At 71.6% G+C, this 14,455-nt stretch carries 12 protein-coding genes; 7 read left to right on the forward strand and 5 right to left on the reverse strand.

Annotated elements, in window-relative coordinates; genetic code table 11:
* Positions 1-45: 45 nt before the first annotated feature.
* A complete protein-coding gene (locus tag QSK31_RS10090) occupies positions 46-1,227 on the forward strand; it encodes an MFS transporter (RefSeq protein ID WP_285683033.1) in 1,182 nt (393 codons plus the stop codon).
* 448 nt (positions 1,228-1,675) lie between these two features.
* Positions 1,676-2,572, forward strand: a complete 897-nt coding sequence (locus QSK31_RS10095; protein ID WP_285683035.1) for an alpha/beta hydrolase — start codon at positions 1,676-1,678, stop codon at positions 2,570-2,572.
* Here QSK31_RS10095 and QSK31_RS10100 read toward each other — a convergent pair.
* Positions 2,547-2,975, reverse strand: coding sequence for an SRPBCC family protein (locus QSK31_RS10100; RefSeq protein WP_285683037.1), 429 nt, complete (start codon positions 2,973-2,975; stop codon positions 2,547-2,549). The two genes, QSK31_RS10095 and QSK31_RS10100, sit on opposite strands and share 26 nt — an antisense overlap.
* A 123-nt stretch (positions 2,976-3,098) precedes the next feature.
* On the opposite strand from QSK31_RS10100, the gene QSK31_RS10105 reads away from it, so the two are divergent.
* Positions 3,099-3,638 (forward strand): hypothetical protein, encoded by a 540-nt coding sequence (locus QSK31_RS10105; RefSeq protein WP_285683038.1) that lies wholly within the window; start codon positions 3,099-3,101, stop codon positions 3,636-3,638.
* Between the two features lie 8 nt (positions 3,639-3,646).
* Here the strand turns inward: QSK31_RS10105 and QSK31_RS10110 are convergent, their stop codons facing one another.
* Positions 3,647-4,375 (reverse strand): iron-dependent transcriptional repressor DtxR, encoded by a 729-nt coding sequence (locus QSK31_RS10110; RefSeq protein WP_285683039.1) that lies wholly within the window; start codon positions 4,373-4,375, stop codon positions 3,647-3,649.
* A 120-nt stretch (positions 4,376-4,495) separates the two neighbouring features.
* On the opposite strand from QSK31_RS10110, the gene QSK31_RS10115 reads away from it, so the two are divergent.
* Positions 4,496-5,677: an acetoin utilization protein AcuC gene (locus tag QSK31_RS10115; protein ID WP_285683040.1), complete on the forward strand. Its 1,182-nt coding sequence runs from the start codon at positions 4,496-4,498 to the stop codon at positions 5,675-5,677.
* A gap of 6 nt (positions 5,678-5,683) precedes the next feature.
* Positions 5,684-8,215, forward strand: a complete 2,532-nt coding sequence (locus tag QSK31_RS10120) for a bifunctional acetate--CoA ligase family protein/GNAT family N-acetyltransferase (RefSeq protein ID WP_285683041.1) — start codon at positions 5,684-5,686, stop codon at positions 8,213-8,215.
* Positions 8,216-8,224: 9 nt separating this feature from the next.
* Here QSK31_RS10120 and sigB read toward each other — a convergent pair whose 3' ends face one another.
* Positions 8,225-9,184 (reverse strand): RNA polymerase sigma factor SigB, encoded by a 960-nt coding sequence (gene sigB, locus QSK31_RS10125; RefSeq protein ID WP_285683322.1) that lies wholly within the window; start codon positions 9,182-9,184, stop codon positions 8,225-8,227.
* 317 nt (positions 9,185-9,501) lie between these two features.
* Between sigB and QSK31_RS10130 the strand changes: the two genes are divergently transcribed.
* The gene (locus QSK31_RS10130; protein WP_285683042.1) at positions 9,502-10,290 is read left to right on the forward strand and encodes a sporulation protein; all 789 of its coding nucleotides are present in this window, start codon (positions 9,502-9,504) and stop codon (positions 10,288-10,290) included.
* On the opposite strand, the gene dtd is transcribed toward QSK31_RS10130, so the two are convergent.
* On the reverse strand, positions 10,287-10,709 hold the full coding sequence (gene dtd / locus QSK31_RS10135) for a D-aminoacyl-tRNA deacylase (RefSeq protein ID WP_285683044.1): 423 nt from the start codon (positions 10,707-10,709) through the stop codon (positions 10,287-10,289). The genes QSK31_RS10130 and dtd overlap by 4 nt on opposite strands.
* Positions 10,709-11,356 (reverse strand): phosphotransferase, encoded by a 648-nt coding sequence (locus tag QSK31_RS10140; protein WP_285683045.1) that lies wholly within the window; start codon positions 11,354-11,356, stop codon positions 10,709-10,711. Before QSK31_RS10140 ends, dtd begins: the two co-directional genes overlap by 1 nt.
* Positions 11,357-11,398: 42 nt before the next feature.
* On the opposite strand from QSK31_RS10140, the gene QSK31_RS10145 reads away from it, so the two are divergent.
* Entirely contained in the window at positions 11,399-14,440 is a 3,042-nt protein-coding gene (locus QSK31_RS10145; protein ID WP_285683046.1) for an NACHT domain-containing protein, read from the forward strand.
* Positions 14,441-14,455: the final 15 nt, after the last annotated feature.

Raw genomic sequence — 14,455 nt, forward strand, 5'->3', positions numbered from 1 at the left:
ACGCATCACCGGCCGACCGTCAGCTTTAACGGTTAAGTTGAGGTGGTGACGACGACGCTGGAACCCGTGCGGCTCAATACGGCCAAGGTCGCGGTCGCCGTCACGTTCGCGACCAACGGGCTCGCGTACGCCGGATGGCTCGCGCGTGCTCCGGCCGTACGCGATGATCTCGGTTTGTCCGCTGCGGGTTTCGGCCTGCTCCTGCTCTGTCTGTCGGTCGCCGCGATCTCGGCGATCCCGCTGGCCGGTCCGCTCGTGCAGCGCGTCGGCCCGGCCCGGTCGGTGCTGCTGGGCAGCGCGTCGCTGGTGCTCGGGCTGATCGCCCTCGGCTCCGGCACGGCCACCGGCACGATCTGGCTGGCCGGCCTCGGCCTGGTGCTGGCCGGCATGGGCAACAGCACGTGGGACGTGGCGATGAACGTCGAGGGCGCCGACGTCGAGCGCCGCCTCGGCCGCACGGTCATGCCCCGCTTCCACGCCGGCTTCAGCCTCGGCACGGTGTTCGGCGCCGGCCTGAGCGCCACCCTGGCAGCCCTCGGCGTGGCGGTGTCCGTGCAGCTCTTCGCCACGGCGGCGCTGACCGCGGTCGTCATGGCGGTCACCGTGCGCCGCTTCGTCCCGTGGTCACCCCTGCCCCAGGGCGAAAAACCGGCGATGAGCGTACGCCAGGCCTGGCGCGAACCGCGCACCATCATGATCGGGCTGATCATGCTGGGGTTCGGTTTCGCCGAGGGCGCCGCCAACGACTGGCTGGCCATCTCCCTGGTCGACGGCTACCACACGTCCGAGACAGTCGGCGCCATCGGTTTCGGCACGTTCGTCACGGCCATGACCTTGTCCCGCCTCTTCGGTGGCGAGGCCATCGAACGCTGGGGCCGCGTGAAGGTCCTCCGCGCCACCGCCGTCGCCGGCGCGCTCGGCCTCCTGCTGGTGATCGCCGACCTCGGCGTGCCGTTCGCCCTGGCGGGCGCCTTGTTCTGGGGCGCCGGCGTCTCCCTGGGCTTCCCGATCGGCTTCAGCGCCGCCGCCGACGACCCGGTCCGCGCGGCCATTCGCGTCTCGGTGGCCGGTTCCATCGGCTACGGCGCCTTCCTGGCGGGCCCCCCGCTGATCGGCCTCCTCGCCGAACACTTCGGCGTCCTCCAGGCCCTCCTGTGCGCCTTGGCCGCCCTGGCCCTGGGCCTCGCCGCCAGCCGAGCCGCCAAACCCTTTCCCGAGGCGCGCTGACCGCCAGCCGCAATCGTGGGAGCCGCCGGAGTTTCTGATCGCCGTCGCGATCGGGGGCCCTGCCGAGGGCTTCCACGAGGCTTCGGCCCGCCCGCTCTGGCCGCCCGGCTTCGGCCCGCCCGGCTTCGGCCCGCCCGGCTTCGGCCCGCCCGGCTCGGCCCGCGCGGCTTCGGCCCGCCCGCTCTGGCCGCCCGGCTTCGGCCGAGCCCATCTGAACGCCGTCGCCGCGCCCAGACCTGTGGACAACGCCCGGAAATTGTCGTAGGCCGGGCCTAACTTGATGCCCACCCAGTGCAGGGGTGGGGGAGGCGGCGGACCGTCGATAAGCGCAACCCGCCCCCCACCGAGGTGGGGCATTGAGCGGCGGCGCGATCGGCAGGCGGGGTCTTGTGGGCTCAGTGCGACGGGGCTGGTCGGCCGGCCGAGTGCTCCTGGGAGGATGGACGGCGTGATCAATGATCGACTGGTCGATGCCGGGGAACTGCCCATCGCTGTGCGGGACTTCGGGGGGTCGGAGCCTCCGCTGGTGCTGCTGCACGGGGCCGGGGGCAACCTGGCCCACATGACGACGCTGGCGCGGGCGCTGCGCGTGCGGCATCGGGTGATCACCCTGGATCTGCGCGGGCACGGCAGGTCGGGGGACGGCCCGTGGAGCTGGGACGCGGCACTCGCTGATGTGGCGGCCGTCGTGGTTCAGATGGAGCTGGACCGGCCGGCGGTGGTGGGGCATTCGCTGGGCGGGATGATCGCGGCGCTGTGGGGTGAGCGGCATCCGGAGGCGCCGGGTGTGGTCAGCCTGGACGGGAATCCGCCGCCTACCCGCACCGAGCATCTGCCGGGGATGGATCTGGGGAAGGCGGCTGCCGAGCTCGCCGAGTTGCGGGCGTTGGCCGATCGGGCCGCCGAGGGGACGGGGCGGGTGATTCCGGCCGAGGAGCTTCCGGATCTGGTGGAGCGTCAGCAGGCGGCCGCCCGGGACATGGGCGCCAACGAGAAGGTGTGGATCGAGGGTTTCCGGCGGAATCTGGTGCATTCGGGTGGGGAGACGTCGATCCGGCCCGCGGCGGGGACGGCGTCGGAGCTGCGTACGCTGATCGAGGATCTTGATCTGGGGCCGGTCTATCGCGCGACGCGGTGCCCTGAGCTGGTCGTGCTGCCCACTCGCAACACGCCGGAGCAGGAGGGCTTCGCCGAGTTGTACGAGGCGCATCGCCGGTTCGTGCGGGAGCAGGCCGAGCACAGCGGCGTCCGGTTCGTCCAGCTCGCGGACGCCTCGCAGGCGATGGTGATCGAGCAGCCCGACCTGCTGGCCTCGCTGATCAGCGACTTCCTGAAGCAGTCGTAAGGAAGCCGGGCAGGCGGGCCAGGCAGCTCTCCCAGCCTTGACGGTATTTCTCGGCGGTCGACTCGTCCACCTGGTCGTGGATGACGCGCAGGTCGGTGCCGCCGGCCGTGGGGACGAGGTCGATCGTGACGCGGCTGTCGCGGTCGTCGCCGGCCCAGCGCCACGACTGGACCATGCGCCGGGGCGGCTCGAACTCGACGTATTCGCCGGAGAAGCCCATGTCGGCGGCGCCGGCGGTGATGCCGAAGCGGCCGCCGGGGCGGGGGTCCGACGTAGCCGACGGCTGGACCGAGGCGGGCCAGTACCAGGCGGTGAGCGCCTCCGGATCGGTGAGCGCGTGCCAGACCTGGTCGGGGGTGGCGTCGAGATGGGCGTCGATCCGGGCCGAGTGGTCGAAGGACATGCAGGCCAGCCTGCCACAAGCCAAATAGTTACTCTCCGTGCGCATGCGATGTCGGAGCCGGGCTTTCATCGGCGGCTCGAAACCAAGTACGGTGTGCCCCGAATTCGTCGGGAGGACACCCCTGTGCGTTCGCGTCTGCTGACCCTCGGTGTGGTCATGGCGGCCCTTGCCGTGACTGGCTGTAGCGCCCAGGAGGATGAGCCGGTGCTGCCGCCGGTCCGGGTGGTCGAGCCTCCGGCCGCGTCGGGCGGCGGGGCCTGCATCCTGTGGGACTACGCGTTCATCGAGGAGATGATCGGTGTCCGGTTCACGGTGGCCGCCGGGTCGCAGGTCGACAAGACCGCGACGTGCGTGGTGCAGACCGAGGACGGGCCGAATCCGTCGCTGGTGCTGACGGTGACCGATTCGTCAGCGACCGCGGAGCTGTTCCACGACGAGCTGATGCCGAAGAAGGCGACCAAGCTCAAGGGTCTGGGCCTGGCCGCCTACAAGCTGCAGGCCGGCGCCACCTATGAGATCGGGTGGCTGAGCGAGGGCCACCAGCTCGAGTCGCTGAAGTTCACGGCGGCGAAGCCGGACGCGGACATGCCCGGCAAACTGCTCGCCATGGCGAAGACGATGTCCAGCACCGACGGAAAACCGGACCCGAAGAAGAAGAGCTGAGTCAGGACTCAGTGCGCGTCGACGAAGACGCGTGACGCGACCTCGCGGGGCAGCCGGATCTTGTCGCCGGACCGGTCGACGGTCACCGCGTCACGCTCCTGTGCCACGGTCACGGTCACGCCCGGGTCGATGCCCGCCGCGTGCAGTTGGCGCAGCACGTCGGCGTTGGTCTGGACGCTCTCGCAGATGCGCCTCACCACGACGTTGCCGGTGAGCCCGGGGAACGCCAGGTTGCGCTCACCGGTGTCGGGGGTGCCGGTCGCCAGCGAGGAGCTGTCGAGCACGTCGAGGCCGGGGATCGGGTTCCCGTACGGCGACCGGGTGGGCTTGTTGAGCAGCTCGTAGACGCGCTTCTCCACCGAGTCGCTCATCACGTGCTCCCACCGGCACGCCTCCTCGTGTGCCTCCTCGTACGGCATCCCGATGACGTTGACCAGGAGCAGCTCGGCGAGGCGGTGCTTGCGCATGACCGAGACGGCGGCGACGCGGCCCTCCTCGGTGAGCAGGAGGTGCCGGTCGTTCTCCACGGTCAGCAGCCCGTCGCGCTCCATCCGGGCGACGGTCTGGCTCACGGTGGGGCCGCTCTGGTGCAGCCGCTCGGCGATCCGGGCGCGCAGCGGTGGCACGCCCTCTTCCTCGAGTTCCAGGACAGTGCGCAGGTACATCTCCGTCGTGTCGACGAGGTCGACTTTGTGAGAGTGGGAGTGAGCACTCGTGTTATGTGTCCGGGTCGCCATCGTCCTGAGCCTCCGAGCCCTACGGTGTCGGCCAAGACTACTCGCTGGTGTACCTCGCGACGAATCATCCGGGGTCAGAGCGTCGCGAATGCCCCACGAAGGCGTGCGACGATGGCCGGCATGGCGGATGGCGCGACGGCGGTGGTGTGGGATCAGGCCCTTCTCGAGTACGACATGGGCGATCACCCGCTCGATCCGGTGCGGGTCGAGCTCACCATGGCGCTCGCTCGGGAGCTGGGCGTACTGGACCGTCCGGGCGTACGCATGATCGTCCCGAGCCCGGCCGACGAGGCCGCGCTGACCCGGGTGCACCGCGCCGACTACCTGGACGCGGTCCGGCGGGCGCCGCTGGACCCGTTCTTCTCCGGCTGGGGGCTGAACACCCCGGACAACCCGGTCTTCGAGGGGATGCACGAGGCGAGCGCCCGAATCTGCGGCGCGACGCTGGCCGCGGCCGAGGCGGTGTGGAGTGGCGACGTCACCCGGGCGGTGAACGTGGCCGGCGGGCTGCACCACGCGATGGCGGCGCGGGCGGCCGGCTTCTGCGTCTACAACGACCCGGCGGTGGCCATCGCGCGGCTGCTCGACAAGGGCGCGGAACGCGTCGCGTACCTGGACGTCGACGTGCACCACGGCGACGGCGTGCAGACGGCGTTCTGGGACGACCCGCGGGTCCTCACGATCAGCCTGCACGAGACGCCGCTGGCCCTGTTCCCGTGGGCGTCCGGCTTCCCGGAGGAGGTCGGCGGCAAGGGTGCGGAGGGCACCGCGGTGAACATCGCGCTGCCCCCGGGCACGGACGACGCCGGCTGGCAGCGGGCGTTCGACGCGGTCGTCCCGTCGGTGCTGCGCGCGTTCGGCCCGCAGTTGTTGTTCAGTCAGTGCGGCGCGGACGCCCACCGACTGGACCCGCTGGCCGACCTGCGGCTGTCGGTGGACGGGCAGCGTGCGGCCTACATCAAGATGCGCGCGCTGGCCGACGAGCTGTGCGAGGGCCGCTGGGTGGCGACCGGCGGCGGCGGGTACGCCCTGGTCGAGGTCGTGCCCCGGGCCTGGACGCATCTTCTCGCCGTGGCCACCGGAGACCCGCTGGACCCGCACACGCCGACCCCGCAGTCGTGGCGCGACCTGGCCGCCGACCGGTGCCCGGGCACCGAGGTCCCGGACGACCTGACCGACGGCGTGACCGTGCCGTCGACGAGGTGGGAACCCGGCGCGGACCCGGTCGACAAGGCGATCCTGGCCACCCGGACGGCGGTCTTCCCGCTGCACGGCCTCGACCCGCACGACCCCCGGGACTGATCCGGCGTGGAAGCGGACGTCCTGCTCTCCGACGGCAGCACCGTCCACCTGCGCCCGATCAGGGCGGAGGACGCCCCGGCCATCGTGGACTTCCACGGCCGGATGAGCGAGCGCACCCGCTACCTGCGCTACTTCTCGCCTTATCCCCGCATCCCCGAGCGCGACCTGGAACGTTTCGTCAACGTCGACCACGCCGACCGCGAGGCGTTCGTGATCGTCGCGGGCGAGAAGATCATGGCCGTCGGCCGGTACGAGCGGCTCGGCGCCGACGCCCCGGAGGCCGAGGTCGCGTTCGTGGTCGAGGACGCGCACCAGGGCCGGGGCATCGGCTCGGTCCTGCTGGAGCATCTGGCCGAGGCGGCCCGGGGTAACGGCATCGAGCGTTTCGTCGCCGAGGTGCTGCCGCAGAACGCCGGGATGCTGCGCGTCTTCGGCGACACCGGCTACCCGGTACAGCGTCGCTACGAGGACGGCACGGTGCATCTGAGCTTTCCGATCGCGCCGACCGAGAAGTCCCGGGCCGTGCAGGAGGACCGCGAGCAGCGCACCGAGGCCCGCTCGATCGCCCGGCTGCTCAGTCCGCGCGGGGTCGCGGTCTACGGCGCCAGCGCGAGCGGCCAGGGGATCGGGGCGGCGCTGCTCGGCCATCTGCGCGACGGCGGCTTCACCGGGGCGATCGTCCCGGTGCACCGCAGTGCGGAACGGGTCGGCGGGCTCCTGGCGTACCCGTCGGCGGTCGATGCCCGCGTCGAGGTGGATCTCGCGCTGATCGCCCTGCCTCCCGCCTCGGTCGCGGATGCCGTGTCGGACGCGGCAGCGGCGGGCGCGAGCGGCCTGGTGGTGATCTCGGCCGGCTTCGCCGAGGCCGGGCCCGAGGGACAGACCGCGCAGCGCGCGCTGATCGAGACCGCCCACCAGGCGGGACTCCGGGTGGTGGGGCCGGTCAGCATGGGGGTGGCGAACACCGATCCTGGGGTACGCCTGAACGCGACGCTCGCCCCGAGGCTGCCGGCGGCGGGCCGGGTCGGCTTCTTCAGCCAGTCCGGCGCGTTGGGCGTGGCGCTGCTCACCGAGGCCGATCGGCGCGGGCTGGGCCTGTCGACGTTCGTGTCGGCGGGCAACCGGGCCGACGTCTCCGGTAACGACCTGCTCCAGTTCTGGCAGGACGACCCGGGCACCGACGTGGTGCTGCTCTACCTGGAGACGTTCGGCAATCCGCGCAAGTTCGCCCGGCTGGCGCGGCGGATGAGCCGGACCAAGCCGGTGGTCGCGGTGGCCTCGGCGACCCGGCCGCTCGGGCTGGCGGGTGAGCTGCCCGGCCCGGACGAGCGCGCGGTGACCGCTCTGTTCGCCCGCTCCGGTGTGATCCGGGTGGATACCGTCGCGGAGCTGTTCGACGTCGGGCTGCTGCTCGCCCACCAGCCGTTGCCGGCCGGTCGCCGGGTCGCGGTGGTGGGCAACTCGTCGGCGTTGTCCGGCCTGGCGATCGCCGCCGCCCGGTCGAACGGGCTGGTCGTCGCGCCCGGCTATCCGCACGACATCAGTCCGCAGGCGGGCGCTCACGACTTCGCCGACGCGCTCGCCGAGGCGGCCGTGGACGACGGGGTGGACGCTCTGATCGTGGTTTTCGCGCCGCCGCTGCCCGGCCAGCTCGCCGATGAGGACGCCGACTTCGCCGCGGCGCTGGGGAGTGTGGCGCTGGCCGGCGAGAAGCCGACGGTGGCGACGCTCCTGCTCGGGCAGTCGCCGCCGCGCGTCCCGTCCTACCCGTCGGTGGAGGAGGCGGTGCGCGCGCTGGGCCGGGTGGCGTCCTATGCCGACTGGCTGCGTCGTCCGCCAGGTGTCCTGCCCGAGTTCGAGGTCGACGCCGAGATCGTCACGGAGAGAAAGAACGTTCTTTCCGCGTACGGCATCAGCGTCGTCCCGTCGGTCGCGGCGGGCGACGAGCAGGCCGTGCTGGCCGCGGCTGACGAGGTCGGCTACCCGGTGGCGATCAAGGCCGCCGGGGGAGCGCTGCGCCACCGCATCGACCTGGGCGCGGTCCGCCTCGCGCTGGCCGGCCCGGACGACGTGCGCGCCGCCTACGCCGAGTTGCTCGCCGCGTTCGGCCCCGACGTGCTGGTGCAGTCGATGGTCCCGCCCGGCGTGGCGTGCACGGTCGAGGTGGTGGAGGACCCGGCGTTCGGGCCGGTGGTCGGTTTCGGGCTGGGCGGGGTGGCCAGCGAGTTGCTGGGCGACCTGGCCTGGCGGGCCGCGCCGCTCACCGACCGGGCCGCCGAGGCGCTGGTGGACGAGCCGCGCGCCGCGCCCCTGCTGCACGGATACCGGGGCTCCCAGCCGGTGGACCGGGCCGCCCTGGTCGACCTGCTGCTCCGCGTGGGCCGGCTGGCCGACGACAACCCACAGATCCGCTCGCTGTCCCTGAACCCGGTGCTGGCGCGCCCCGACGGATACTCAGTCCTGCACGCCGCCGTCGAATTCGGCGAGGCCCGCCCCCGACAGGACTCCGGACCTCGCCGATTGATCACGCCTAGCTAGCAGCCGGCACTAGCTGCCGGCGTAGGCCTCCAGGCGGCCGGCGCGCTCCGGCGCCCGCAGCTTGGACATCGTCACCTTCTCGATCTGGCGGATCCGCTCGCGGCTGAGACCGAACTCGCGGCCCACCTCGTCGAGGGTGCGCTGCCGGCCGTCGTCCAGGCCGAAGCGCAGCCGGATCACCGCCGACTCGCGCTCGGAGAGGGTGGCCAGCACGATCTCGACCTCGCTGCGGAGCTCGCCCTGCGCGACGGAGTTGCCCGGCTCGACGTTCGGGTCGACCGCCGCGACGAAGTCGCCGAGCGCGCTCTCGCCGTCCTCGCCGACCGCCTGGTCCAGGCTGACCGGCTCCCGGTCGTACGAGATCAGCTCGATGACCTGGAACTCCGGCACGTCCATGGCCGTGGCGATCTCGCTGATGCTGGGCTCGCGGCCGAGCTGTGCGGAGAGGTCGCGGCGGGCGCGCACCATGCGGTTGACCTGCTCGACCATGTGCACCGGGATGCGGATGGTGCGGGCCTGGTCGGCCATGGCGCGGGTGATGGCCTGGCGGATCCACCAGGTGGCGTACGTGGAGAACTTGTAGCCCTTGGTGTAGTCGAATTTCTCGACCGCGCGGATCAGGCCGAGGTTGCCTTCCTGGATCAGGTCGAGGAAGGCCATGCCGCGACCGGTGTACCGCTTCGCGATGCTGACCACCAGGCGGAGGTTCGCCTCCAGCAGGTGGTTCTTGGCGTCCCGGCCCTCACTGATGATCACCTGGAAGAGCGGGCGCAGATCGTCGGAAGCGTCTGCGACCTTCTCCTCGGCGTAGAGGCCGGCCTCGATCCGCTTGGAGAGGGTGACCTCCTGAACCGCCGTGAGGAGTTTCGTGCGGCCGATGCCGTTCAGGTATGCCCGGACCAGGTCGGCGGACACGCCGCGCTCGTCGGTCGCATCCAGGTCGGCCATCTGCTCGACACCGTCAGTCATGATGTTCTCGTCAGCCTTCGCCACCGTGGACTCCGCCTTCAGCGTCTGCACGACCATCCCGAGTCCCTCCCCGCGTTTCCCGATGTCCCTACGTTTGCCAGCCGCATTCGTTGCCGGTGATCACAAGCTTGGACCGGCGGGCGTTAAGCGGAGGTGAGGCAAGCGTCCGGCTGGCATGAATCCGGGAGAACCCTGAGGTCGCGAACCCGACACCACGCCCGGATTGACGGGACATATGCGGAAGGCGACGCAATTCCGTCACGCTGGTAAGTGCTCGATAATCTGATCTGACGTGTTGCCGAGAAAGGGAAGCCGACGTGGTCTTCAAACGCATGATGCAGGCGATGGGTGTCGGGGGCCCGTCCGTGGAAACGGTGCTCACCAACCCCAACTGCCGTCCCGGCGGGTACCTCGAAGGTAACGTTCAGGTGATGGGTGGCGATCACGCCACGGATATCGAATATGTTGCGATCGGCCTGATCACCCGGGTCGAGACGGAGAGCGGCGACAGCGAGTACCACTCCGATCAGGAGTTCCACCGGCAGCGGCTGACCGGCTCGTTCCGGCTGGACCCGGGCGCCCGGCACGACATCCCGTTCCGGTTCGACGTGCCGTGGGAGACCCCGATCACCGAGGTCTACGGCCAGCACCTGCACGGGATGACGATGGGCCTGACCACCGAGCTGGAGGTCGCCCGCGCCGTCGACAAGAGCGACCTGGACCAGGTGGCGGTGCACCCGCTGCCGGCACAGGAGCGGATCCTCGAGGCGCTGCTGCGGCTCGGCTTCCGGTTCAGCCGCGCCGACGTCGAGCGCGGCCGGGTCTACGGCGTGCAGCAGCAACTGCCGTTCTACCAGGAGATCGAGTTCTACCCGCCGTCGGCGTACGCGAGCGGCATCAACCAGCTCGAGCTGACCTTCATCGCCACCCCGCACAACCTGCAGGTGGTGCTGGAGCTCGACAAGCGCGGCGGCGTCTTCACCGAGGGGCACGACGCGTTCGGCAGCTTCACCGTGGACTACGCCACCGTCGACCGGACGGACTGGGGCCGCGAGCTGGACACCTGGCTGCGGCAGGCGGCCTCCCGGCGGGGGCTGTTCTTCTAAAGCTCGATCAGGAGCGTGTTCGGGCCCTCGTTCACGCTCTCCACCCGCATCATCGTGCGGAACCGTCCGGTCTCGACGGTCGCGCCGCGAGCACGCAGCGCGTCCACGAAGGCCAGGAAGATCGGTTCCGCGACCTCCGCCGGGGCGGCGGCCGACCACGTCGGCCGCCGCCCTTTGCGCGCGTCGCCGTAGAGCGTGAACTGGCTGACCACGAGCAGGGGAGCGGCCAGGTCGGAAGCGGACTTCTCGTCCGGCAGCAGGCGCACCTCGTGCACCTTGCGGGCCAGGGTCGCCGCCTTCTCCTCGGTGTCGTCGTGCGTGACGCCGACCAGCACCAGCAGCCCGGGGCCGATCGCGCCGACCACCTCGCCGCCGACCGTCACACTGGCCCGGCTCACCGTCTGCACCAGCGCCCGCATCAGCTCTCTCCTAGCATCCGCGCGACGGCCGGAGCCAGCGACCCGTCGTCGTCCAGGGACAGTTGCCGCATCCGCACCCGCACGGCGTCGTCCAGCAGCCGGAACGGGTCGCCGGGCGCAACCGCCAGGAACGCGTCCAGGAGTTCGCCCGCCGGCGCCGACCAGACATGCTCGCCGTCGGTCGCCACCATCGCCAGGATCAGCGCCGACAGGCCGGTGTCCAGGTCGGGGTGCCCGTCCCGGGCGTTCACCCAGTCGATCACCACCGGGCCACGTCCGGTCAGCATCACGTTCTCCGGGTGCAGGTCCAGGTGGAGGATGCGCCCGGTGCCACCGGGCAGCGGCGGCAGGTCGTGCAGGCGGCGCAGCAGGTCGGCGAGGACCGTGGCGGACTCGCCGATCGGCACCCGGCCCTCAGCCATCGCGACGGCCATCGTCGGGCCGTGCAGGCGCTCCATCTCCAGGTCGCCGCCCCGGGCCGCGTACACCTCGGGGACCGGGTAGCCGAGGCTGCCCACGTACGCCATCAGCTCGGCCTCACCGCTGACGTCGGTCATCCAGCGGTGGCGGCGCAACACCCGGCACTCGTCCAGGGCGTACACGTCCGCCTCGTTCCCCGAGGCCAGCAGCTCAAGGTCGGAACTCACCCGGGGCACGCTACCGGAGCGTTGGTGCACCATCATGGAGCGATGGCTCCGAGGTTGCGCTACGCCGACGCCGTCCGTCTGCTCGGCGGGTCCGGCCCGATCGCGGACGCCGTGGACAACCTGCTCGGCAGCGCCCTGTCGCTGGCCACGGCCGGTGGCAGCGACGTCGCGCTGGGCCTGTTCGACGCCAAGGCGGAGATGGTCCGGCTGGGCCGGCTCGCCGCCGGGCAGTTGCAGGACCGATGGACCGGGTACGGCCGGTACGACCGCAACCTTCGCCTCCAGGCGGCGCACGGGGTGCTCGTGCTGACCGCGTTCTTCGAGGCGTTCGACGAGATCGTGCGGGTGGCCGATTTCCCGGCGCCCGAGCTGAGCCGCGACGACCAGGTGCTGCTCGCCGGTGGCGCCGCGCTGCACGGCGACTGGCTGCGTGTCCTGCTCCAGTCGCCGCTGCCGGTCCCGGCCGCCGAACGCCGCTACCACCAGCTGCTCGCCGAGCTGCGGGAGTGGTACACCGCCGCCGGCGACTACTTCTGCGGCTACCTCGAGGGGCTGGCTGAGTGGGACCGTGCCGACGACCGGGCACGCGCGGCGGTCACCCGGCTGACCCGCGAGCAGCTGCCGGAACGGGCCGTTCTGCACTACGAGGAGGGCCACCGCCGGCTCGCCGTGGAGGTCCCCGAGTTCGCGATCTGGGTGGACCGGGCCGAGTCCCGGGCGGTGGGCCGCGGCCTCCAGGAACTGGAACTCACCCTCAGGCGAACCACGGCCGGCAGCGACCCGGACAGTCACCGGGCGGCGCTGGCGACGGCGTACCGGGCCGAGCTGGACCGGCCCATCCTCGGCGGGGACACCAGCGAGCTGACCATCCCGCTGCTCGGCGAGGCCTACGTGGACGCGCTGTTCCGGGCGCAGGAGTGCGGTCCCGGGTCGAAGCCCGGCGACGAGGAGTGGTGGTCCGCCGCCCCGGTGCGCCGCGACCTGTCCGGCTTCCTGGTCCGCTACCTGATCACCCCGCAGGCGGCGGTCGCGCCGATGCTGCTGCTCGGGCACCCCGGCGCCGGCAAGTCGGCACTGACCCGGATCCTCGCCGCCCGGCTCCCGGCCACCGACTTCCTCGCCGTCCGGGTGGTGCTGCGCGAGGTGCCGGCCGACGCGCCGGTGCAGGACCAGATCGAGCACGCGCTGCGCGCCGCCATCCACGAGTCGGTCGCCTGGGCCGACCTGTCCCGGTCGGCGGGCGGCGCGATGCCGGTCGTGCTGCTCGACGGGTACGACGAGCTGCTCCAGGCCACCGGCGTGCACCGGTCCGACTATCTGCAGCGGGTCGTCGAGTTCCAGCGGGCCGAGGCGGTGCAGGGCCGGCCGGTGGCGGTGATCGTGACGAGCAGGCTGGCGGTCGCGGACCGGGCCCGGATGGTCGAGGACAGCGTGGCGCTGCGGCTGGAGCCGTTCGACGGCCGGCAGGTGGAACGCTGGCTGACCACGTGGAACGCGGCCAACCGGCGGTCGCTGGCGCGTCGTGATCTGCGTACGCTGCCGAAGAAGGTCGTTGATCGTTTCCCCGACCTGGTCCGGCAGCCCCTGCTCCTGCTCATGCTGGCCCTGTACGACGCGGGCGAGAACGCGCTGCAGAACGCCGGCGGCACCTTCGGCACCGTGCAGCTCTACGACCGGTTGCTGCACGACTTCGCGCTGCGTGAGGTGCGCCGATGGCACGACGACGTGCCGGAGCACGAACTGTCCGGCCTGGTCGCCGACGAGCTGATGCGGCTGTCCGTGGTGGCGTTCGGGATGTTCAACCGCGGCCGCCAGTGGGTGACCGAGCGTGAGCTGGACGACGACCTCACCGGCCTCGGCATCGAACCGGTCCGCCCCGGCCGCACCGAGGACTTCCGCAGCCCGCTGACCGTCGGCCAGGAGATCGTCGGACGGTTCTTCTTCATCCAGCGCGCGCAGGCCACCCAGGACGGCCGGGCCCTGCAGACGTACGAGTTCCTGCACGCCACGTTCGGTGAGTACCTGGTCGCCCGCCTGCTGGCCGGCATCCTTCAGGAGAACGCCGCGCGGGAGGTCAACCTGATCGGCCGCCTGGGCACCGGCAGCGGTGACGACGGGCTGCTGCGCGGGTTGCTCGGCTACACGCCGCTGACCGTCCGCAACACGGTGCTTGCCTTCGTCGCCGAGCTGCTCGCCACGAGCGAGGTCAGCGCGAGGTCCGTCCGGGACTGGCTGGTGCGGCGGTTGCAGGCCGTCCTCCTCCGGCCGGAGACGACACCTCTGGCGTACGGGAAACTACCGAAGCGTGCCGACCACTGGATGGGGATCTACACCCTGAACCTGGCCCTGCTCGCCCTGGCCTGCGGCGAACCGCTGCGCGCGAGCGACATCTGGACCCGCGCCCAGGACCCGGCCCACTGGCTGCGGAGCCTGGCGCTGGGCTGGCGGGCGGCGGCGCCGAGCTCGTCCTGGTTCGGCGTGATGGCCTACGTCGACGTGCGCCGCGTCCGCACCGATGACGGCCGCAACGACGTCGTGCTGGCCCGCACCGAGGGCGGCCCGGTCGAGAAGCTGGACATGCTCTGGGCGTTCCGCGAGGACGGCTCGCGGCCGTTCCGGGCGGCCTACGACATGGGCGAGGCGCTCCGCTCGATGCACCTCAGCAACAACCTGAGCGACGACGTCCTCCGGCACACCGCCGACCCCTTGCTGGAGCACCTGCCGGGCGCGGTCACCCAGTTCGTCGTGCACGGCCCCGGCGACGCCGAGTCGGTGGCACACAGCCTGCTGCTCGTCGAAATGTCGTCGCTCGGGGACGACGACGTGGCGCTTCGGCGTGCCTACGACCGCGCGGTGAGGGCGGTCTCCTTCGCCGCGGCCGAGGGGGAGGACGACGATCGTGAGGTCCTCTGGCTGCTACGCATGGTGGTGCGCGACGCCGAGCGGATCGGCCGGGACGACCTCGCCCGGCATTGCGACGAACTCGCCGACTGCGCCGTCTTCGGCTCGTTCCGAGTGCTCGACGCCTTGAAGGCCTGTCAGAGAGCCGCCGAGGTTGACCATCAGGGCAGACTGTCGGAATGACGATGTAGCGGGATC

This window comes from Actinoplanes sp. NBRC 103695, assembly GCF_030269485.1.
GTDB lineage: Bacteria > Actinomycetota > Actinomycetes > Mycobacteriales > Micromonosporaceae > Actinoplanes.

Bases quoted from the DNA above. Each gene is read 5' to 3' on its own strand.
- dtd (WP_285683044.1), bottom strand. From the start codon at position 10,709: ATGCGGGCGCTGGTGCAGACGGTGAGCCGGGCCAGTGTGACGGTCGGC.
- QSK31_RS10110 (WP_285683039.1), bottom strand. From the start codon at position 4,375: ATGGCGACCCGGACACATAACACGAGTGCTCACTCCCACTCTCACAAA.
- sigB (WP_285683322.1), bottom strand. From the start codon at position 9,184: ATGACTGACGGTGTCGAGCAGATGGCCGACCTGGATGCGACCGACGAG.
- QSK31_RS10100 (WP_285683037.1), bottom strand. From the start codon at position 2,975: ATGTCCTTCGACCACTCGGCCCGGATCGACGCCCATCTCGACGCCACC.
- QSK31_RS10145 (WP_285683046.1), top strand. From the start codon at position 11,399: ATGGCTCCGAGGTTGCGCTACGCCGACGCCGTCCGTCTGCTCGGCGGG.
- QSK31_RS10115 (WP_285683040.1), top strand. From the start codon at position 4,496: ATGGCGGATGGCGCGACGGCGGTGGTGTGGGATCAGGCCCTTCTCGAG.